General features: G+C 71.6%; 19 protein-coding genes, 2 tRNA genes and 1 other RNA gene. 13 read left to right on the top strand and 9 right to left on the bottom strand.

Going from position 1 to position 19460, the window contains the following annotated elements:
* Nucleotides 1-4: 4 nt before the first annotated feature.
* Nucleotides 5-1000: a DMT family transporter gene (locus AB0C02_RS10550; RefSeq protein WP_357543322.1), complete on the top strand. Its 996-nt coding sequence runs from the start codon at nt 5-7 to the stop codon at nt 998-1000.
* A 72-nt stretch (nt 1001-1072) separates the two neighbouring features.
* Here the strand turns inward: AB0C02_RS10550 and AB0C02_RS10545 are convergent, their stop codons facing one another.
* Together AB0C02_RS10545 and AB0C02_RS10540 are read right to left on the bottom strand one after the other, a co-directional pair.
* The gene (locus AB0C02_RS10545; RefSeq protein WP_357543320.1) at nt 1073-2143 is read right to left on the bottom strand and encodes a PHP domain-containing protein; all 1071 of its coding nucleotides are present in this window, start codon (nt 2141-2143) and stop codon (nt 1073-1075) included.
* Between the two features lie 69 nt (nt 2144-2212).
* Nucleotides 2213-2971, bottom strand: coding sequence for a M23 family metallopeptidase (locus tag AB0C02_RS10540; RefSeq protein WP_357543318.1), 759 nt, complete (start codon nt 2969-2971; stop codon nt 2213-2215).
* Between the two features lie 224 nt (nt 2972-3195).
* Here AB0C02_RS10540 and AB0C02_RS10535 point away from each other — a divergent pair, with 224 nt between their 5' ends.
* The 4 genes from AB0C02_RS10535 to AB0C02_RS10520 all read left to right on the top strand — a co-directional run bounded on the left by AB0C02_RS10535 (nt 3196) and on the right by AB0C02_RS10520 (nt 5009).
* Nucleotides 3196-3492 (top strand): hypothetical protein, encoded by a 297-nt coding sequence (locus tag AB0C02_RS10535; RefSeq protein ID WP_357543369.1) that lies wholly within the window; start codon nt 3196-3198, stop codon nt 3490-3492.
* A gap of 72 nt (nt 3493-3564) precedes the next feature.
* Complete coding sequence (locus AB0C02_RS10530) at nt 3565-3735, top strand: hypothetical protein (protein WP_357543316.1); 171 nt, start codon at nt 3565-3567, stop codon at nt 3733-3735.
* A 115-nt stretch (nt 3736-3850) separates the two neighbouring features.
* Nucleotides 3851-4378 (top strand): tRNA adenosine deaminase-associated protein, encoded by a 528-nt coding sequence (locus AB0C02_RS10525; RefSeq protein WP_357543314.1) that lies wholly within the window; start codon nt 3851-3853, stop codon nt 4376-4378.
* Between the two features lie 178 nt (nt 4379-4556).
* The gene (locus AB0C02_RS10520; RefSeq protein ID WP_357543368.1) at nt 4557-5009 is read left to right on the top strand and encodes a nucleoside deaminase; all 453 of its coding nucleotides are present in this window, start codon (nt 4557-4559) and stop codon (nt 5007-5009) included.
* Between the two features lie 29 nt (nt 5010-5038).
* Here the strand turns inward: AB0C02_RS10520 and AB0C02_RS10515 are convergent, their stop codons facing one another.
* The 3 genes from AB0C02_RS10515 to deoD all read right to left on the bottom strand — a co-directional run bounded on the left by AB0C02_RS10515 (nt 5039) and on the right by deoD (nt 6945).
* Nucleotides 5039-5491: a thioesterase family protein gene (locus AB0C02_RS10515; RefSeq protein WP_357543312.1), complete on the bottom strand. Its 453-nt coding sequence runs from the start codon at nt 5489-5491 to the stop codon at nt 5039-5041.
* On the bottom strand, nt 5488-6126 hold the full coding sequence (locus tag AB0C02_RS10510; protein ID WP_357543310.1) for a TetR/AcrR family transcriptional regulator: 639 nt from the start codon (nt 6124-6126) through the stop codon (nt 5488-5490). Before AB0C02_RS10510 ends, AB0C02_RS10515 begins: the two co-directional genes overlap by 4 nt.
* A 111-nt stretch (nt 6127-6237) precedes the next feature.
* Nucleotides 6238-6945: a purine-nucleoside phosphorylase gene (gene deoD / locus AB0C02_RS10505; protein ID WP_357543308.1), complete on the bottom strand. Its 708-nt coding sequence runs from the start codon at nt 6943-6945 to the stop codon at nt 6238-6240.
* A gap of 75 nt (nt 6946-7020) precedes the next feature.
* Between deoD and AB0C02_RS10500 the strand changes: the two genes are divergently transcribed.
* A tRNA-Ser gene (locus AB0C02_RS10500) sits at nt 7021-7110 on the top strand.
* 97 nt (nt 7111-7207) lie between these two features.
* Here AB0C02_RS10500 and AB0C02_RS10495 read toward each other — a convergent pair.
* The 4 genes from AB0C02_RS10495 to AB0C02_RS10480 form a co-directional block, all read right to left on the bottom strand.
* Entirely contained in the window at nt 7208-9721 is a 2514-nt protein-coding gene (locus tag AB0C02_RS10495) for a hypothetical protein (protein WP_357543306.1), read from the bottom strand.
* 102 nt (nt 9722-9823) lie between these two features.
* A complete protein-coding gene (locus AB0C02_RS10490; RefSeq protein WP_357543366.1) occupies nt 9824-10309 on the bottom strand; it encodes a hypothetical protein in 486 nt (161 codons plus the stop codon).
* A 32-nt stretch (nt 10310-10341) separates the two neighbouring features.
* Nucleotides 10342-10956: a hypothetical protein gene (locus AB0C02_RS10485; protein ID WP_357543304.1), complete on the bottom strand. Its 615-nt coding sequence runs from the start codon at nt 10954-10956 to the stop codon at nt 10342-10344.
* 340 nt (nt 10957-11296) lie between these two features.
* Nucleotides 11297-11381: transfer RNA gene (locus AB0C02_RS10480), tRNA-Ser, on the bottom strand.
* An 82-nt stretch (nt 11382-11463) separates the two neighbouring features.
* On the opposite strand from AB0C02_RS10480, the gene ffs reads away from it, so the two are divergent.
* The 7 genes from ffs (at nt 11464) to AB0C02_RS10445 (ending at nt 19434) form a co-directional block, all read left to right on the top strand.
* An RNA gene (gene ffs / locus AB0C02_RS10475) (signal recognition particle sRNA small type) lies at nt 11464-11553 on the top strand.
* Nucleotides 11554-11660: 107 nt separating this feature from the next.
* Nucleotides 11661-14210, top strand: coding sequence for a DNA polymerase III subunit gamma and tau (locus AB0C02_RS10470; protein ID WP_357543302.1), 2550 nt, complete (start codon nt 11661-11663; stop codon nt 14208-14210).
* Between the two features lie 106 nt (nt 14211-14316).
* Complete coding sequence (locus AB0C02_RS10465) at nt 14317-14625, top strand: YbaB/EbfC family nucleoid-associated protein (RefSeq protein ID WP_030502117.1); 309 nt, start codon at nt 14317-14319, stop codon at nt 14623-14625.
* Nucleotides 14626-14633: 8 nt separating this feature from the next.
* Nucleotides 14634-15227 (top strand): recombination mediator RecR, encoded by a 594-nt coding sequence (recR, locus tag AB0C02_RS10460; RefSeq protein ID WP_357543300.1) that lies wholly within the window; start codon nt 14634-14636, stop codon nt 15225-15227.
* 319 nt (nt 15228-15546) lie between these two features.
* On the top strand, nt 15547-17217 hold the full coding sequence (locus AB0C02_RS10455; protein ID WP_357543298.1) for an ABC transporter substrate-binding protein: 1671 nt from the start codon (nt 15547-15549) through the stop codon (nt 17215-17217).
* Nucleotides 17218-17309: 92 nt separating this feature from the next.
* Nucleotides 17310-18317: an ABC transporter permease gene (locus tag AB0C02_RS10450; protein ID WP_357543296.1), complete on the top strand. Its 1008-nt coding sequence runs from the start codon at nt 17310-17312 to the stop codon at nt 18315-18317.
* 175 nt (nt 18318-18492) lie between these two features.
* On the top strand, nt 18493-19434 hold the full coding sequence (locus AB0C02_RS10445; RefSeq protein WP_357543364.1) for an ABC transporter permease: 942 nt from the start codon (nt 18493-18495) through the stop codon (nt 19432-19434).
* Nucleotides 19435-19460 lie beyond the last annotated feature (26 nt).

Here is a 19460-nt window from a genome sequence, read left to right as displayed (position 1 = left end):
AGGGGTGACAGCCGATTTGACTCCTGACCGGGCGGCGCTGCGGAGCTGGCTGCCCGGCTTCCTCGCGCTCGGCGTGATTTGGGGTTCCAGCTTCCTCTTCATCAAGATCGGGGTGACCGAGCTGCACCCGCTGCACCTCACCCTCTACCGGGTCGCCACCGGCGCGGCGACCCTGCTGGTGGTACTGGCCGTGTTGCGTGACCGGCTGCCCCGCGAGCCCCGGATCTGGGCGCACCTGCTGGTGGTCGCCGCCTTCGGCGTCGCCCTGCCGTTCACCCTCTTCGGCTTCGGCGAGCAGCGGGTGGAGTCGATGCTCGCCGGCATCTGGAACGCCACCACGCCGCTGATCGTGCTGCCGTTGGCGGTGCTGGTGTTCCGCACCGAGCGGCTGACCGTGCGGCGGGCGGTCGGGCTGGGGCTGGGCTTCGCCGGCGTGCTGGTGGTGCTCGGCGTCTGGGAGGGCGTCGGCGGGTCGCACTTCACCGGCCAGCTGATGTGCCTCGGGGCGGCGGCCTGCTACGGCGTGGCCATTCCGTACCAGAAGAAGTTCATCGCGGGCAGCTCGTACTCCGGTCTGTCGCTGTCGGCGGCGCAGCTGCTGGTCGCGACGGCGCAGCTCGCGGTGGTCGCGCCGCTGGTGGCCGGCGCGCCGCCGGTGCCGGGCGACCTCTCCGCGCGGGTGGTCGGCAGCGTGCTGGCGCTCGGCGCGCTCGGCACCGGGCTGGCCTTCGTGATCAACCTGCGCAACATCCGGGTGGCCGGGGCGAGCACGGCGTCCACCGTCACGTACCTGATCCCGATCTTCGCGGTGCTGGTCGGCGCGGCGGTGCTCGGCGAGCGGATGAACTGGCACCAGCCGGCGGGCGCGCTGGTCGTGCTGCTCGGTGTGGCGGTCGCGCAGGGGGTGCTCGGCCGGCGCCGGCCGCGTCCCATGCTCGGCGCTCCCGCCGCGCCGCTCGTGGCACCGCTCGCCGAGGCGGAGCCGGCCGCCCGGGGCTGAAGCCAGCCCACCACCGCGGAGCCAGCCCACCCACCGCTGAGCCGGCCCAGCCGGCCCCGAGCCGGTGCCGGGTCAGCGGTGGGTGCGGGTCCACTTCACCAGGCGGTCCGCCTTCCAGGTGTTGACCACCCGGTTCGCCGGCACGCCGCAGAGCGCCGCGCGTTCGCAGCCGAAACGCTGCCAGTCCAGCTGACCGGGGGCGTGCGCGTCGGTGTTGATGGCGAACCGGCAGCCGGCCTCCAGGGCGCGTCGGATCAGCCGCTTCGGCGGGTCCTGTCGCTCCGGGCGCGAGTTGATCTCGACCGCCACGCCGTGGTCCGCGCAGGCCGCGAAGACCGCGTCCGCGTCGAAGTCGCTCTCGGCGCGGGTACGCGCCCGGTGCCCCCGGTCGCCCGGTCCCGTCACCCCGGCCGGTCGGGACGAGACCATGCGGCCGGTGCAGTGGCCGAGGATGTCCAGGTGCGGGTTGGCGACGGCGGTGAGCATTCGCCGGGTCATCTTCGACCGCTCGTCGTTGAGGCCGCTGTGCACCGAGCCGACCACCACGTCGAGGCGGGCGAGCAACTCCTCGTCCTGGTCCAGCGATCCGTCGGCGAGGATGTCCACCTCGATGCCGGTGAGGATGCGGAAGCCCTTCGGCAGCGCGTCGTTCACCGCGGCCACGTGGTCGAGCTGCCTGCGCAGCCGCTCCGCGGTCAGCCCCCGGGCCACCTTCAGCCGGGGCGAGTGGTCGGTCAGCACCAGATATTCGTGCCCCAGCTCGACCGCCGCCAGGGCCATCTCCTCGATCGGTGAGCCGCCGTCCGACCAGTCGGAGTGGGTGTGGCAGTCACCGCGCAGCGCGTCCCGCAGGGCTGCGGCGGCGGCGTTCAGGTCGGTGCCCTCGGTGGCGACCAGCCGCCGCAGGTAGACCGGCTCCTCGCCGGCCAGTGACTCGGCCACGCAGCGGGCGGTGACGTCGCCGACCCCGGTCAGCTCGGTCAGGTTGCCGGTACGCGCCCGTTCGGCCACCTCCCCGGCAGGCAGCGCGGCGAGCGTGTTGGCCGCCGACCGGAACGCCCGGACCCGGTAGGTGGCCTCGTTCGCCTTCTCCAACAGGAACGCGATCCGACGCAGGTCGGCGATGGGGTCCCGGGCAGTCATGTCCTGCAAACTACGCGCCCGCGTCGCCGGTCGCCCGGCGTCGCGCCGGGTGTCGGGAATGGACGGCGGTCAGCCGGTGCCGTCGGCCTTGGCCGGGGCCTTGGGGCAGCCGTGTTTGCGCTGCCAGGCAGCTACCTTGGCGGCCGGTTCGCGGTTGCCCCGCGCCCGCCACGAGTCCAGGTAGGGGGCCGGCCAGATCACGCCCCGGCGGATCCACCAGTCGTCGTGGCCCTGACACTCGGGAGAGATGCCGAAGTGCAGGTGACACACATTGTTGGCGTTACCGGTGCGCCCGACCTCGCCGAGCGGCTCGCCGGCGTGGACGCGTACGCCCGGGTCGATGCCGGTGGCAACGGCGCTCAGGTGCGACCCGTAGTAGCGGACCCCGTCGTCGCCGAGCAGGGAGACCGACAGGCCCCCGTTTAACGGCCCGAGCGGGCCGCGCTTGTCGAACCGGTCGACCCGGCTCACCTCGAGGATCTGGCCGTCGGTGACCGCGATGACCGGGGCGCCGCAGTCGGCGAAAATGTCCGTGGCCGGGTACGCCCCGTGCGTGGGGTGGTAGGCGACCTTGTCGGCGCGCACCGGGAAGACGTGTCGCGGAGGCGTACCGGTCGGCGACGGCGGCGGGGTCGCGGTCTCCGGCGGCGTCCCCGGCCCGACGGCGGTCGCCCCGGCGGGCTGCTCGGCGGTGGCTGCGGCGCTCGGACCCTGCCACGCGACGGCCGAGGGCCGGCCGGCGGCGGCGCACCCGGCGACCAGGGCCGGTAGGAGCAGCAGGACCGGGTACGCCGCGTGCGGGCGGCGTACGGTCGATCGCGAGCGCATCCGGTCATCCTGACAGACCACTACCGTGGGCACGAACGCCGAGTTCCGGTCCGGCGTCCGTTCGGATTCGTGGACGGTAGCTCTGCGTGATCTCGGTGGGTCCGCCGTCGGTGAAGGGAGCAGGGGCGATGAACGGGTGGCACGACGTACCCGGCGGGGCCGGTCCGGGCCCGGACCGCCCGCTGCCGCGTACCCCGTCGGGGCTCTTCCCGGCCGGGGCGCCGATGCGGCCGACGTGGCGCGAGCCGTACCCGGTCAGCGGCGGTGGCGTCGCGTCCGGTGCCGGGGTCGCCTTCGCCTGGCTGCTCCTGTTCGGCCTGCTCGGCCGCGATCTGCCCAGCTACGCCTGGTGGACGCTGGTCGCCGGCGGGCTGGCCTGGCTGGCCGCCGGAGCGCTGGCCCGGTACGGCGACCGGGGGGTGGCCACCGGCGTCGCGATCGTCACCGCCGGCGGCTGGAGCATCGCCGCCGCCCTCGTCATGCTCCGCTGGGCGCAGAGCGGGGTCTGGCCACTCTGGTGACGCAACGCGTATGGGTCACTGCGCAGCGAAGGCCGTCTTGACGTACGCGCGGTGACGGGCCACGCTCGCGGTATGGCCTGGACCATTCCGCCGCGGCTTGACCCCGAGCGGAGCCGCCGCCGCCTGCAACTCCTCGCCGAGTTGGCCGGTGCCCGCGCCGTACGCCAGCGCGAGCGGCCGCAGCGGGCCCGCAGCGAGCGGCTGCGTCAGCTCATCGCCACCCGCCGGCGCATCGCCGGCTGACCCGACTTTCTCCAGCAACGGCCGGCCCTTCGGGGCGTTGACCGGTCGCCTGCCGACCCGACCGGTTAACGTGCACGCGTGAGTCGGCTGTTGCCGAGGCCAATTTGGGGGGACCGTGTCGTACTTCGCTGCTGCCGTGGCGCGCGTCGAGGGCGGCTGGACCGCCGACGAGGTGAGCCTGCGGGGCGTCACCGACATCGAGGAGGTCGCCGACCGGCTGCGCGACGTCGAGCCGGACGCCGACCTGTCCCTGCTGTTCGTCGAGGCCGACGACACCTACCTGGTGATCCTGCGCTTGGACGAGGGGGAGGATCTGCGGATCTTCGGCTCCGACTCGGCGTACGCGGACGAGTCGAGGCTGGGCGCCCTGCTGGTCGGTGACCTGAAGACCTCGGTCACCGGCCTGGAGGACACCGACGAGCCGCGGGCGGCCGCCGGCGGCGACGACGAGACCGAGCAGCCGGCGGCGGATCCGGAGGCCGATCCGGTGGGCGACGCGGACATCCTCGCCAACCTGGGCATCTCGGCGCAGAAGCTGCTGGCCCTTTGCGGCCACGAGGGAATGATGCCGGCCGACGTCGTCGCCGAGATCTGCCAGGTGCTCGGCTGTGCGGACGAGGTCGAGGAGCTGCGTGAGGTCTGAGCCGCCCGGAGCGGTGCCGACCGGCGGCGGGGAGCCGGCCGACGTCACCGACCCGGCGCTGGAGACCGTACGCCCCGGGCAGCCGACCCCGGGCGCGGTCGGCCGGGTCGGCCCCGGCGCGGACGAGGGGCTGGCCGATCCGGGTGGCGCAGGCCGCCGGCAGCGGCATGAGCTGTGGATGCGTCGGGCCCTGGAGATCGCGGTGACCGGCCCGGACAGCGACCCGGCGGCGGACGGGGAAGCCACGGTCGAGGACGTCCCGGTCGGTGCGGTCGTCTACGGCCCGAACGGCGTTGAGCTGGCCATCGGGCGCAACGAACGCGAGCTGACAGGCGATCCGACCGCGCACGCCGAGGTGCTGGCGCTGCGCCGGGCCGCCGAGCGGCTGGGCCACTGGCGGCTGGCGGACTGCACCCTGGTGGTGACGCTGGAGCCGTGCACGATGTGCGCGGGCGCGATCGCGCTGGCCCGGATCTCCACGGTGGTCTTCGGTGCGTGGGAACCGAAGACGGGCGCGGTGGGCTCACTCTGGGACGTCCTGCGCGACCGCCGCCTCACCCACCGCCCCGAGGTCTACGGCGGCGTCCTCGAAACCGAGAGCGCCGCCCTCCTCCGCGCCTTCTTCAGGTAAGCAGGGGCCCGGTTACACGTCCCTCCCGCTCACGGACGCAGCAGGGTTGCGGCGACCGCCCGGGCGGCGTCGGTCCAGGCGGTGGGGCGCATGGTCGCCGGGTCGAGCCGGACGATCGAGCGGGTGCCGTCGGCGTGCAGGGTGGCACCGTCCACCGACCGGAACTCGTAGGCGTACCGGGCGCTGCTGGTGCCGAAGTGGTCGAGCCAGAAGTGCACGGCCACCGGCCCGGTTCCGCTGATCGGGGCGTGGTAGGTGATGTTGAACTCGCGTACCGCGTGGAACACGTCCGGGGCCGTGGACCGCCCGCCCTGGAAGGCGATGCCGCGCTCGGCCCAGTACGGCGTCAGGGCCCGTTCCAGCAGCACCGCGTACCGCGCGTTGTGCAGGATGCCCATGGCGTCGAGGTCGTCGAAGTGCACCGGGACGTGCTCGACGTGGCCGAACTCGACGGCGGGGCGATCGACGGTGGCGTGGCTCATTGCAGACCTTCCGGTAGCAGGTTCGGATCGGGGCACAGTGCCCGTAGGCGGTTCAGCAGGCCCTGGCGGGCGTGCCGGTAGGCGGTGTCCGGGGCGAGCAGCCGGGAGCGCATCACGGCGCTGATCCCGAGCGCGTCGATCTCGTACGCCAGCTGCGGGGCGTCCACGTCGGCGGGGAGTTCGCCGAGGTCGACCGCCTCCTGGACGAGGCGTTCGAGGAAGGCGGTCCATTGGCCGAACGCCTCGACGAGCCGGTCCCGGACCGGGCCGGGACGGGCGTTGTACTCGAACTCGGTGTTCGCGAAGAAGCAGCCGCCGGGGAGCACCCGGGCGGCGTAGAAGTCGATCCGGGCCTCGTGCACGGCCCACAGCCGCCGTACGCCCCGGGGGGCGTGCAGGGCCGGCTGGACGATCCGCTCCTGCCACTGGGCCACCGCCCGGTCGACGGTGGCGAGCTGGAGGGCCTCCTTGGACCGCCAGTGCGCGAACAGGCCGGACTTGCTCACTCCGAGGGCGTCGGCGAGTTGCGCGAGGGAAAGCCCGTGCAGACCGGCCTCGGTGGCCAGGGCCACGGCGGCGTCCAGCGCCGCGGCGCGGGTGCGCTCACCGCGGGCGATGCGGCCGTCGGAGGTCATGCGGGGAGCGTAATCCAAAAGAAGCACGACCGGTCGTATTTATTTTTGTGATCTGGAACGCGGCCGCCCCGCCACCGGCGACGGTGGCGGGGCGGCGAGGGCTCGGACGGGTCAGGCGATCGCGGTGTCGAGGGCGACCTCGACCATCTGGCTGAAGGTCTGCTCCCGCTCAGCGGCGGTGGTCTTCTCGCCGGTCTTGATGTGGTCACTGACCGTCAGGATGGTCAGCGCGCGGGCCTTGAACCGGGCCGCGATGGTGTAGAGCGCCGCCGACTCCATCTCCACCGCGAGCACGCCGTAGTCGGCGAGGGCGTCGTAGAGGTCGGGGCGGTCGGTGTAGAAGGCGTCCGCCGCCAGGATCGGGCCGACGTGCATGGTGATACCGCGCTGCTCGGCCACCTCGACGGAGGTGCGCAGCAGGCCGAAGTCGGCGACCGGGGCGTAGTCGATCAGCCCGTCGAAGCGCATACGGTTCATGTTCGAGTCGGTGGACGACCCGATCGCGGCGATCACGTCCCGCAGTTGGAGGTCCTCGCGGAGGGCACCGCAGGAGCCAACCCGGATCAGGGTCTTCACGCCGTACTCGTTGATCAGCTCGTGGGCGTAGATGGAGGCCGACGGCATGCCCATGCCGGAGCCCTGGACGGAGACCTCGACGCCCTTCCAGCGGCCGGTGAAGCCCAGCATGCCGCGGACCGTCGTGTAGCAGCGAGCGTCCTCGAGGTACGTCTCCGCGATCCACTTGGCCCGCAGCGGGTCACCCGGCATCAGAACCCGTTCGGCGATCTCTCCCGGCTCAGCGCCGATGTGCGTACTCATGCCAAAGATCCTGCCAGGTTGGGCCGGGGGATACCGGTTCGGCGTCCGGACCGGTGATCCTGTACCGTACTCGGCGGTGGTGTGTCCGAGTGGCCTAAGGAGCACGCCTCGAAAGCGTGTGAGGGTTTACGCCCTCCGCGGGTTCAAATCCCGCCGCCACCGCCAACGGAAACGCCCGGCTGGTCCTGACGGATCGGCCGGGCGTTTCCGCATCTAGGGGCAGGTCGGCGGGCCGGCCCTGATAGGGCCGGCCCGCCGTGGCTCACGCGGGCGGCAGCGCCGCGTCGCGGTGGGTGAGCTGGTACGTCGCGTCGACCGCAGCCGTCTCCAGGATCACGGTGAGCGCGCCTGCCGGGGGCGAGCAGGAGATGGTCCGCTCGACGGCGTAGGTGGCGGGGCCGCAGTAGCGGATACCGGACTCGGAGAAGACGGAGAGCCGGGCGTCACCGGTGCCGGTGAGCCGCTTCCAGGTGATCGACTCCCCGGTGCCCCGTTGGTTCGCCGGGATGGTGAAGCAGACCGCGTACCGGTCCGTGCCCGTGGTCACCGTGGCCCCCGTCGCGTCCGCCGGCAGCACCGGGCAGGCCGGCGGGCCGTCAGTCCGGGCGAAGGCCAGCGAGTACGCCCCAGTGGGCGCGCCGTCGTCGGAGTTGAGCACCGCGAAGTACGGTGCCTCGCCGGCCAACTCGCAGGCGTACTGGCGCACGGAGTACCAGTCGCACAGGTATTCGCCGGTCGAGTCGACGACGGTGATGTCCGGGGCGGCGGCACCGGTGGCGCGGCCGGGCAGCAGCTCCACGACCCGGGATCCGGCCGGGCTGGCGAGTTGCAGGCAGTCGAACTGGCCGGCAGCGGTGAACTCGCCCCGGACCGGCGTGCCCTGCCAGCCGGTGTCGGACGCCGGCCGGCAGCCCGACGGCGTCCACGGCAGCAGGGCCAACGCGTACCGGAAGTTTTCGTCGATAACCCTGCCGGGCTCCGCCGCATTGAGCACCAGGGTGTACTTCCCGGCGGCCGGGACCTGGCACCACACATCAGTGCAGAACTTGTGCCCGGCAGCGTCGTAGACGGACCCCCACTGGCGGTAGTTGTCGGCGTCGACGGCCCGCACCCGGTAGGTGCCGGCGGCCGGCAGGTCGAGGACCCGGCAGCGGATGCCGCCGAGCGCCCCGGCCGGCGCGGCGTTGTAGGCGCCGGGTGTGACCGTGGGGCAGCCGGTCGGGTCGGTCAACGACCGCACCTGCATGCGGTACGTGAGGTCGGCGCTGTCCGTACCCCGGTATCCCAGGTACGAGATCACCCGGTAGGTCCCGGCGGCGGGCAGGGCACACCCGTCGTCCTCCGACCACTCGGAGCAGAGCACCTTCCCCTGCTCGTCGACCAACCAGGAGAAGGTGTCGTCGTAGACGTCCGGGGCCTGGTACACCATGATCCGGTCGCCGGCCCGGCCCCGGAACGGCTGGCAGTGGGTCTGCACGGCCGAGGTCTGGTGCACCACCTGGGTCGGCTGGTCCCAGGCGGTGCCGATGGTCGAGGCGCACCCCTCGGCGCGGCTGAGCGCCACCACGGCCAGCTGGTAGGTCACCGGCTCCCAGTACCAGGTCTGAGTGAGGAGGAGCAGGTAGGAGCCCGCCGTCGGCAGAGCACAGGAACGCTCGTCGGACCACTTCTCGCACACCTGCCGGCCGTCGGCGTCGTACACCCGCCAGCCGAGGTACTGGTTCGCGAACTGGTTGAGGCGGACCACGACCGCGCCGGCCGTGGTGCTGGACAACGACAGGCAGGTCATCCCGTCGTAGCCCGGCACGGTCCCGTTGCTCACGGCGGTGCCGGGATTACCGAAGGACGCCAGCCGCAGGGTCGGGCACCCGACCGCGCGCGAAATGCGTGGCATCTTGAGGGTGTACGCGGCCTCGTCGCCGTAGAACTCCTGCAGGAAGAGCCGGTACGGGCCGGGCCCGGTGAGGGTGCACTCGGAGGTGTACCCCACCGTGCACCCCGCCGGCTGGTACTGCGAGTCCAGAACAACGCCCCGCACGTCACCGCTGCCCGAGCGCGCCGGGCGCAGCACGGTGCCGGTCGGCTGGTTGAACTTGTAGCAGCGGGCGGCCAGGCCGGCCGGGAGCGTGCCGCTGCGCCCCGCCGAGGCGAAGGAGAAGAAGTTCTCCGGCAGGTTGCCGCACTCCGACGGCTTCCGCATGGACTCGGCGGAGAGCGTGTAGGCACCCGTCCCGGTTCCGTAGTAAAGCGTCACGGTGACCGTGTACTTGCCCGCCCCGCCGAGCCGGCACTCGTTCAGGTACGGCAGGACGTAACAGACGACGTCTCCGTTGGGGTCGGTGACCTGGGCGCTGACGCCCTCGCCCGACACGCTCTTGAGCCGGAGGTAGATCGTGTCCTGGGCGGCGGTTGAGGTGACCGTCCAGGCGTTCTGCTGTGCACCGCTGATCGCCGAGCAACGCTCAACCTTGCCGAAGGCGAGCTTTCCGCCGCAGCCGCCGGAGCCGGTGCTCTGCGCGGCGTCGGTGGACTTTCCGCCGTCGATCCCGGCGGTGGCTGTCTTACCCGGAGCGGCTGGCGCGGTGGTCGACGGGCTGGCCGCTGGGTCCGACGGAGCCGTGGTCGTGGTCGGCGCCGCCGATGAAGCCGGTGACGGCGCCGCGGTCGCGGCGGGCGGTCCGATCAGGACGCTCGCCATGGTGGTGGTCAACGCGGCGAGCATCGTCAGCCGCGGCAGGCCCTTGTGCCGGAAGTTGGGCAGGGTTGTCCTCAACATCAACTCCCCCGTGAAATGCCGCGCGACCTGCGCGGACGAGGTGATGATTCCACGGGCGTCGATCGATAGCAATCGTCTTTACTGGTCGCGCTCGTCGATCGATCAGCAGGGGCCGTAGCCCTCGTCGAAGAGGCGGCGGGCCCACTCCGCGTACCCGGCGATGATTTTCCGGACCGTGGCCCGGTCGTGGAGGAAGAGGTACGCGCGGTCGCCGTCGCGGGCCAGCAGTCCGTCGAACCGGTGCGTCCCCTGTGGAGCGGCCAACTCGGCCGCCGACGGATAGGCGGCGCGCACTGCGGGGAGCGGGGTGCCGACGGTGATTCCCTCGGGCGTGCTCATCGGGTCATCGAGCCAGAGCAGGACCAGGCGGTTGTCGGCGAAGATCGGGCTCACGGACCCGTGCCCGGTCAGCGTCGGGCCGCACGCCGCCACGTCGCTACGCAGGATCCCGCGCCGGGTCAGTTCCTGCTCAGTGGTGCCGAATTCGGCGTTGCGCAGCCCAGTCAGGCCGACCACCTCGACGGGCCGGGCCGGCACGGCCGCCCCCTGTGGACGGACACCGCTACCGACGAGCGAGGCGGCCATCATCAGCACGGCTATAAACCCGAATTGTCGCAGTCTCATGCAATCCCCCAGTCCCCAACGGGACCGGGGCGCGGAGGTTGCTGGTGTTGCCCGGATTGCCGCAGCTCCCACTCTTCGGCGAGGTCGTCCCAGTAGTCGGCGGAGAGGCCGCGGCGGCCGTGCGCCAGCCAGCCGGCCGTTTCGCGTTCCAGATGCAGGCCCAGCTCGGCGAACAGGTCGATCCACGGCCCCGGCTCGGCGCCGAGCCGGCCGAGCGCCGCGTTGATCGGCCACTCGGCGCGGGGCCGGTCGAAAACGTCGTCGAAGCACGGCCCCCAACTCACCGCGCCACCCAGCCAGACCGCGGCCGACTGGTGGCCCAGCCCGCCGGCGAACTCCGCCTCCAGGTACGCCACCGGCCCCTGCCGCGACCAACCCGCCAGCAGCTCGCTCAGGGCTGGCGAGAGGACGAGCTCGAAGGGCTGCTCGACGGACGGCTCGCCGGTGGCGAAGTCGGGCAGCGCACCGGTCAGCTCCGTCACGAGCTGCGGGGTGACCGGCAGCAGCGCGAAGTCCTGGCGGAGCGCGGCGAGGATCGCGTGATCCAGGTCGGCGGTCCGCTCGCGGAGCAGCTCGACGTCGGCGACGACCGCGCTGAGCTGGTAACTCATCCGATCCTCTCGGCGTCCACAGGCTGTGGATAGAACATGTGTACGACGGGCGAGGTAGCCCCCGTGGTCGGGAGCTTCGGGCATGAAGCGCCATTATCGTGACGCCCGCCCACCCAGCCGCACAAGCGCGATGAGGCCGATGTCGAGGCGGTGGCCGGCCCACGGCAGGTCAGATGGTGAAGCCGCTGACCCGAGACACTCCGGTGGCCCGTCGCCGAACTGGCGCCGCGCCAGATTCCCGGACGGTAGGGAGGTGCCTCCGTCCCTCAACTGAGACGAGAACGACCGGCAGAGACGACGGAAGGCCGGCCCCGCTCGGGGCCGGCCTTCGTGTGAACGGCGGAGGATACGAGATTCGAACTCGTGAGGGTGTTAACCCAACACGCTTTCCAAGCGTGCGCCCTAGGCCTCTAGGCGAATCCTCCGCGAGCCAGGATACAGGTCTCCGTCGGGTGGGCCACCCCACCACCCCCCGAAGATCGACGAGGGGTCGGGTAGGCTTGGCGGCACCTCCCGTGCGGCGGTACCTCGTGAACCTCCCCAGGGCCGGAAGGCAGCAAGGATAAGCGAGCTCTGCCGGGTGCACGGGAGGCCTTTCTGTCTCTGGGCGCCGGTAACGTCCCTGCGGGTCAGGTCACGGGGTGGTGGGTGGTCACCCGCGCCCGACCGGCGCAGAATGGCTCGGTCGAGAGGAGGCGGTACGGGTGGCATTGGCCCTTTACCGCAAGTACCGGCCCCGTACGTTCGCCGAGGTCATTGGTCAGGAGCACGTCACCGAGCCGCTGTCGCAGGCGCTGCGTAGCGGGCGGCTGAACCACGCCTACCTCTTCTCCGGTCCCCGGGGCTGCGGCAAGACCTCCAGCGCCCGGATCCTGGCCCGCTCGCTCAACTGTGAGCAGGGTCCCACCCCCGAGCCCTGCGGGCAGTGTGAGTCCTGTCGCTCGCTGGCCATCGACGGCTCCGGCTCGATCGACGTCATCGAGATCGACGCGGCCAGCCACGGTGGCGTCGACGACGCTCGCGAGTTGCGCGAGAAGGCGTTTTTCGCGCCGGCCCGCAGCCGCTTCAAGATCTATGTCATCGACGAGGCGCACATGGTCTCGTCGGCCGGCTTCAACGCCCTGCTCAAGCTGGTCGAGGAGCCGCCGGAGTTCGTCAAGTTCATCTTCGCCACCACCGAGCCGGAGAAGGTCCTCGGCACGATCAAGTCGCGGACCCACCACTACCCGTTCCGGCTGATGCCGCCGAAGGTGCTCCGGCCCTACCTTGAGCAGCTCTGCGAGGCCGAGGGGGTCCAGGTCGACCCGGCGGTCTTCCCGCTGGTGGTGCGCGCCGGTGGCGGCAGCGCCCGGGACAGCCTCTCCGTGCTCGACCAGCTCATCGCGGGCGCCGGCCCGGAGGGGGTCGGCTACGCCCGGGCGGCCGCGTTGCTCGGCGTCACCGACTCCGCGCTGATCGACGAGATGTGCGACGCGCTCGCCGCCGGGGACGGCGCCGCCGCGTACGCGACCGTCGACCGGGTCGCCGAGGCCGGGCACGACCCCCGCCGGTTCGCCTCCGACCTGCTGGAACGGTTGCGTGACCTGATCGTTCTGCAGCAGGTGCCGGACGCCGTCGCCAAGGGCCTGATCGACGGCCCGGACGACCAGATCGAGCGGATGGCCGCCCAGGCCCAGCGGCTCGGTCCGGCCACCCTGTCCCGCTGCGCCGACATCGTGCACAACGGCCTGGTGGAGATGCGCGGCACCACCGCCCCCCGGCTGGTGCTGGAGCTGATCTGCGCCCGGATGCTGCTGCCCGGCGTGGACGACTCGACCGGCGGCCTGCTTCAGCGCCTCGAACGGATGGAACGCCGGCTCACCCTGGGCGGTGCCGAGCCGTCGTCGGCCGCCGCCGGCCCCGCGCCGGTAGCCCCCGCCCCCGAGGTACGCCAAGAGCCTCCCGCCCCGGCCGCGGCTGCCGCCGCGCCCGACTCGCAGACCGCCGGCACGCCGGCGGCTGCCGGCGCCCCGAGCGGGGTGGCCGCCGCGCGGGCCGCCGCCGCGGCCGCCGGTTCCCGTCCCGGTCCGGTCGCCGCTGGCCCGGCCGACGCGGCTCCGGCCGATGCCCCCGTCCGGCGTCCGGCGTCGCCGTCGGCGGTGATGCCCGATCCGGTCACCCCGGAACCGCCGCGTCCCGGCTCGACTCCGCCCGGCGCGCTGGACGCGGTCGCCGTACGCCGGGTCTGGCCCGAGGCGGTCGGCAAGGTCAACCGGACCAACAAGCGGATCGCGGCGCTGATGCGCGACGCGGTGGTCCGCGAGGTGGACGGCGACACGCTGGTGCTGACCGTGAAGTCGACGGTGCTGGCCAAGATGATGGCCGACCACGCCCAGGTGCTGACCGACGCGCTCTACGAGGAGTTGGGCGGCCGCTGGCAGATCCGTTGCGAGGTGGCCGGCGAGCGGGGTGCCGCGTCGCTCGGCGGCCCGGCCCGGCCCGCCGCCTCGTCCCGGCCGGCTGCCGCCACACCCGCCACGGGTCCGTCCGGCCCGGCCCGTTCGGGCGCTGCGGGCGGTGCTCCGGACGGCGGGGGCGGCGCGAGTCGTGACCAGGCCTCGACCGGGCCTGCCGCGACCGGTCGCGCCCGGGCGGACGCGGATGGCTCCCCGAACGGCTCGGCCGGCACCGGCCCGACGCGGGCGGCTGGCCCTTCCGGCCGGTCGGCCGCAGGTGGCGGGGCCGCCACCGACGACGAGGAGTGGCCCGAGCCGGCCCGTCCGGGTGGCGGTGGGGACGGCGACTGGCCGGAGGCAGCCCGGCCAGGTGGCGCCACGGCGACCGCGGCGGCGGCTCCCGCCGTACCCGAGCCGCTGGCGCAGCCAGCTGGTGGTGCGCCGGCGAACAGCGCGATCGCGGCGGCTCGGGCGGCGGCGGGCGGCGCGCCGGTGAGCAGCGCGATCGCGGCGGCTCGGGCGGCGGCGGCGGCCGCGACGGCCGGCGGGTCGGGTCGGGAGCCTCGCGCGGCGCAGGCGCGGCAGACCGCGGACGCCGAGTGGGCCGGTGAGCCGCCCTACGACCCGGACTACGACGGGCCGGTCTCGGCCGGCGGCGCGACCGCGACCCCCGTCTACGAGGGCTTCGACCCGGGAGACGAGCCGCTGGACGACGTGATCGACGAGCGGACCGCCCGGCAGTCCAGCGAGGAGCAGGCGGTACAGCTGCTCCGGGAGGCGTTCGGGGCGGAGAAGATCCACGAGGTGGACGCGCGCTGAGCGTGCCCGGCCCCGAAGACCGGTGCCGTTGCCCGACTAGGCTGGGCGCGGCCGATCAGACGAGTGTGAGAAGGAGCCGTCCGTGCGCCCAGGTGGACAGCCGAACATGCAGCAGATGCTGAAGCAGGCGCAGAAGATGCAGCAGCAGATCGCCAAGGCTCAGGCCGAGCTGGCCGAGGCGGAGCTGACCGGCACCGCGGGCGGTGGCCTGGTCACTGCCACCGTCGCCGGCACCGGCGAGCTGAAGGCGATCAAGATCGATCCGAAGGCGGTCGACCCGGAGGACGTGGAGACCCTGGAGGACCTGGTCGTCGCGGCCGTGCACAACGCCGCCGAGGCGGCCCGGGAGCTGACCGAGAAGAAGATGGGCCCGGTCGCGGGCGGGATGGGCGGCCTCGGCCTGCCCGGGTTCTGAGCCGACAGATGTACGAGGGTGCCATTCAGGACCTGATCGACGAGCTGGGCCGGCTGCCGGGCGTGGGCCCGAAGAGCGCCCAGCGGATCGCCTTCCACGTCCTGTCGGCGGATCCGGCCGACGTGAACCGGCTGGCCGGTGCGCTGCGAAAGGTCAAGGAGCTGGTGCGGTTCTGCACCAGTTGCTTCAACGTGGCCGAGTCGGAGCAGTGCCGGATCTGTCGCGATCCACGGCGTACGGATGAGGTGCTCTGTGTGGTCGAGGAGCCGAAGGACGTGGTGGCGATCGAGCGGACCGGCGAGTTCCGCGGTCGCTACCACGTGCTCGGCGGCGCGATCAATCCGCTGGAGGGGATCGGGCCGGACAATCTTCGGATTCGGGAGCTGATGACCCGGCTGGGCGGCGGCGCGATCCGCGAGCTGATTCTCGCCACCGACCCGAACACCGAGGGCGAGGCGACCGCGACGTACCTGGCCCTGCTCGTCAAGCCGATGGGCATCGCGGTGACCCGACTGGCCAGTGGCCTGCCGGTCGGCGGCGACCTCGAGTACGCCGACGAGATCACCCTGGGCCGGGCGTTCGAGGGCCGTCGGGCGATCTGAGCCGCACCGCGTGTGGGACGCGGTGGGCTCTCGGTCTGCCCGGCGGCGATCCCGCAACCGGAATGTGGGATGGGGTGCCGTTCACCACGCGGCTGTGAGGCTGGCCTGACTTAGCAGGATATGCCCGGTCTCGACATCTGCTTGCCGCTGTGACAGTCCTGTTTGTCGGAAGCTCAACCGCTGTCAGACTCTGCGGCTTGGTGTCGGCTTGATAGCGATTGCCTAACGGCCGTTCCGCTTCTGTGTGTCGTGTCATAGCCTCCCGCTCACAGACTGAGCCACAACTTCGGCGTGGACAGGCGCATGACAGAGGTGAGAGATGCAGGCGAGCAGGCGTAAAGCAGCCGTGGCCCTCGCGGCCGCAGCCGCTCTGGCAGTCGGGGCGTCCGGCTGCGCCAAGAGCGAGCGCGGCGGGGACAGCGGCGGGGCCAAGACCGGCGGGACCTTCGTCTTCGCGGGTGCCGGTGACCCGAAGAACTTCGACCCGATCTTCAACGACGACGGCGAGACGTTCCGGCCGGTTCGGCAGATGTTCGAAACCCTGATCCAGAACAAGCCGGGCACGGCCGACCTGGAGGGCGCCCTGGCCGAGAGCTGGGAGCACGACGCCGAGGGCAAGGTCTGGACCTTCCACCTCCGCAAGGGTGTCAAGTTCCACGACGGCTCCGCCTTCAACTCCGCTGCGGTCTGCTACAACTTCGACCGCTGGTACAACATGAAGGGCGCTGCGGCCCAGTCGCAGATGCTCTACTACATGGACGTCTTCGGCGGCTTCGCGCACAACGAGAGCGATGACGCCGGCAAGGCGCTCTACAACAAGTGCGACGCGCCGGACGACAACACGGCCGTCATCACCATGAACGAGTACAAGGGCGCCTTCCCCGGGGCCTTCGCGCTGACCTCGCTCTCGATCGCCAGCCCGGACGCGCTGAAGAAGTACGACGCCGACACGGTCAAGCAGAACGGCGACTCCTTCGAGTACAGCGCGTTCGCCAACGAGCACCCGGTCGGCACCGGCCCGTTCACCTTTGGTGGCTGGGACAAGTCGAAGAACGAGATCACCTTGAACCGGAACGCCGACTACTGGGGCGAGAAGGCCAAGGTCGACAAGGTGATCATCAAGGTCATCGAGGACGAGAACACCCGCAAGCAGGAGCTGCGCGCCGGCACCGTCCAGGGCATCGACTTCCCGGCCCCGGCCGACCGGAAGGCGCTGGAGTCGGAGGGCTTCAACGTCATCAACCGCCCGGCGTTCAACATCCTCTACCTGGGCATCAACCAGAAGAACCCGAAGCTGAAGGACCTGCGGGTGCGTCAGGCGATCGCCTACGCCCTCAACCGTCAGCAGCTCGTGCAGACCAAGGGCCCGGGTGGCACCAAGGTCGCCGACGAGTTCATGCCGGACACCGTGCTCGGTTACGCCCCGGACGTGCAGAAGTACGAGTACGACCCGGAGAAGGCCAAGCAGCTGCTCAAGGAGGCCGGGGCCGAGGGGATGACCCTCAACTTCTACTACCCGACCGACGTCTCTCGGCCGTACATGCCGAACCCGCAGGAGATCTTCACCGTCCTCGCCAACGACCTGCAGGCCGTCGGTTTCAAGGTCAACGGTGTGTCCCGTCCGTGGAACGGCGGCTACAAGGACGACGTGCAGCAGTTCGGCAAGCACGACCTGCACCTCCTCGGCTGGACCGGTGACTACAACGACCCGGGCAACTTCGTCGGGACCTTCTTCGGTCGGGCGAAGACCGAGTTCGGTGACGCGGCGATGACCGACATGTTCGAGGCCATCACGAAGGCCGACGCCACCGTCGACGACGCCGGCAAGAGGGCCGCCTGGGAGCAGGTCAACCGCGACATCGCCACCAAGTGGCTGCCGGCCGTGCCGATCTGGCACGCCCCGCCGGCCATCGTGGTCACCAAGGACGTCAAGGGCCTGATCGCCAGCCCGCTGACCGACGAGCGGTTCGACACGGTCAGCGTCGGCTGACGCTGTCACTGACGCCGTACGTGGAATCGGCCCGGGCCGGGCTTCCCCGGCCCGGGCCGACCCGCTGTTATCGAGAATCTGGTGTGTGAGAGATGTTGCGAGTCATAGTCCGCCGACTGCTCCAGTTGGTGGTGACCCTGATAGCCCTGTCAGCGCTGATCTTCATCTGGCTGCGGAATCTGCCCGGCGGCCCGGTCGAGGCGCTGCTCGGTGAGCGGGGCACCCCGGAGCGCCGAGTGCTGCTGACCAAGGCGCTCGGCTACGACCAGCCGATCCTGGTGCAGTACGCCAAGTTCATGCAGCGGGTCGTGACCGGCGACTTCGGCAACTCGATCCGGAACGGTGACCCGGTGACCGAGGTGCTCGGGCGTGCCTTCCCGGCCACCATCGAGCTGGCCCTGGCCGCCATGATCATCGCGATCGGGCTGGGCGTCCCGCTCGGTTACCTCGCCGCCCGGTACAAGGGCCGGCTGCTGGACAACCTGAGCATCGCCGGCACCCTGCTCGGCATCTCGATCCCGATCTTCTTCCTGGGCTACCTGCTCAAGGACGTCTTCACCCAGAACATCCACTGGTTCCCGCCCTCCGGGCGGCTCAGCACCGGCCTGGACAGCACCCACGTAACCGGGTTCTTCGTCCTGGACGGGCTGCTCACCCGGGAGTTCGACGTCACCGCCGACGCGCTGTGGCACCTGATCCTGCCGGCGTTCACCCTGGCCACCATCCCGCTGGCGGTAATCGTCCGGATGACGCGGGCCAGCGTGCTGGACGTGCTCAACGAGGACTACGTCCGCACGGCCGAGGCGAAGGGCCTGCGGCACAAGACCATCCGGGGCCGGCACATCCTGCGTAACGCCCTGCTGCCCGTGGTCACCACCATCGGCCTGCAGACCGGCGCGTTGCTCTCCGGCGCGGTGCTGACCGAGAAGGTCTACAACTGGGGTGGCCTGGGCACGCTGATCACCAACTCGATCAGCGGCGGCCGTGACTACCCGGTGCTCCAGGCGCTGATCCTGCTGGCCGCGGTGGTCTTCGTGGTGGTCAACCTCCTGGTCGACCTCTCCTACGCCGTCATCGACCCGAGGGTGCGTGTGCGATGAGCGAGCGTAGCGAGCGAATCATCAGGCACAGTGCGGCGGAGCCTCATGCTGCCGCCGAGCGAAGCGAGGTGGCCGCATGAGCGACCCGATCACCCGGCCCGGGGTGGCCACCCCCCGCGACGGCGCCGACACGCCCGCCACCGACAAGCCGCGCGAAGGCGCGGCCGAGCGCGGCATCGGCCGGCTCGGCGACCGCAAGAAGGCGAAGCTGGATGCGCTGGCCCAGGCCAGCGCCGACAAGGGCGGCGTCAGCCTGCTCCGGGACGCGGGCCGTCGGCTGCGGCGTAACCCCGTCGCCATGGTCGGCGTGGTCATCGTCGCGGTGTTCGTCCTGGTGGCGGTCCTCGCGCCGCTGCTCGCGCCGCACGACCCGGCGCAGCGTTTCGACGAGCTCACCAAGAACCTCACCGTCGACAACATCCCCGGCACCACCGACGGGTTCCCGCTCGGGTCGGACCCGATGGGCCGGGACTTCCTCTCCCGCCTGATCTACGGCAGTCGGCAGACCCTCTTCGTCGGCGTGCTCGCCACGCTGATCGGGCTGGCGCTCGGGGCGCTGGTCGGGGCCGTCGCCGGTGCCTTCGGCGGCTGGGTCGACAACATCCTGATGCGCCTCACCGACGTGATGCTGGCCCTGCCGGCCCTGCTGCTGGCGATCAGCCTGGTCGCCATGGCCAGCCGGTCGAGCCAGTGGACCGTGATCATGGCGGTGGCCATCGTCAACGTGCCGATCTTCGCCCGGCTGCTACGCGGTTCGATGCTGGCCCAGCGGGAGAGCGACCACGTGCTGGCCGCTCGGGCGCTGGGCGTGAAGACGAACTCCATCGTGATGCGGCACATGCTGCCCAACGCGATGACTGCGGTGATCGTGCAGGCCACGCTGACCCTCTCCACCGCCATCCTGGAAGCCGCCTCGCTCTCCTTCCTCGGTCTCGGCGACCCGGACATCAACCGGGCCGAGTGGGGCCTGATGCTCGGTGTGGACGGTGTCCGCTACTTCGAGGTGCGGCCCGAGCTGGCCTACTACCCCGCGTTGGCGATCATCGTGGTCGCGCTCGGCTTCACCCTGCTGGGTGAGGGGATGCGCGAGGCGATCGACCCGAAGAACCGGCGGTGACGGCGATGCGGTGGACCAGCCCAACC

The sequence above is a fragment of the Micromonospora sp. NPDC048999 genome, from assembly GCF_040649295.1.
In the GTDB taxonomy this organism is placed as follows: Bacteria; Actinomycetota; Actinomycetes; order Mycobacteriales; family Micromonosporaceae; genus Micromonospora.
Note: the sequence above shows the minus strand (reverse complement) of the source record. Positions and strands in the feature narration are given on the sequence as shown.

Coding starts and splice junctions, on each gene's coding strand:
- AB0C02_RS10545 (WP_357543320.1), bottom strand. CDS start 2,143: ATGACTGCCCGGGACCCCATCGCCGACCTGCGTCGGATCGCGTTCCTG.
- AB0C02_RS10540 (WP_357543318.1), bottom strand. CDS start 2,971: ATGCGCTCGCGATCGACCGTACGCCGCCCGCACGCGGCGTACCCGGTC.
- AB0C02_RS10535 (WP_357543369.1), top strand. CDS start 3,196: ATGCGGCCGACGTGGCGCGAGCCGTACCCGGTCAGCGGCGGTGGCGTC.
- AB0C02_RS10530 (WP_357543316.1), top strand. CDS start 3,565: ATGGCCTGGACCATTCCGCCGCGGCTTGACCCCGAGCGGAGCCGCCGC.
- AB0C02_RS10520 (WP_357543368.1), top strand. CDS start 4,557: ATGCGTCGGGCCCTGGAGATCGCGGTGACCGGCCCGGACAGCGACCCG.
- AB0C02_RS10515 (WP_357543312.1), bottom strand. CDS start 5,491: ATGAGCCACGCCACCGTCGATCGCCCCGCCGTCGAGTTCGGCCACGTC.
- AB0C02_RS10510 (WP_357543310.1), bottom strand. CDS start 6,126: ATGACCTCCGACGGCCGCATCGCCCGCGGTGAGCGCACCCGCGCCGCG.
- deoD (WP_357543308.1), bottom strand. CDS start 6,945: ATGAGTACGCACATCGGCGCTGAGCCGGGAGAGATCGCCGAACGGGTT.
- AB0C02_RS10495 (WP_357543306.1), bottom strand. CDS start 9,721: ATGTTGAGGACAACCCTGCCCAACTTCCGGCACAAGGGCCTGCCGCGG.
- AB0C02_RS10490 (WP_357543366.1), bottom strand. CDS start 10,309: ATGATGGCCGCCTCGCTCGTCGGTAGCGGTGTCCGTCCACAGGGGGCG.
- AB0C02_RS10485 (WP_357543304.1), bottom strand. CDS start 10,956: ATGAGTTACCAGCTCAGCGCGGTCGTCGCCGACGTCGAGCTGCTCCGC.
- AB0C02_RS10465 (WP_030502117.1), top strand. CDS start 14,317: ATGCAGCAGATGCTGAAGCAGGCGCAGAAGATGCAGCAGCAGATCGCC.
- recR (WP_357543300.1), top strand. CDS start 14,634: ATGTACGAGGGTGCCATTCAGGACCTGATCGACGAGCTGGGCCGGCTG.
- AB0C02_RS10455 (WP_357543298.1), top strand. CDS start 15,547: ATGCAGGCGAGCAGGCGTAAAGCAGCCGTGGCCCTCGCGGCCGCAGCC.
- AB0C02_RS10450 (WP_357543296.1), top strand. CDS start 17,310: ATGTTGCGAGTCATAGTCCGCCGACTGCTCCAGTTGGTGGTGACCCTG.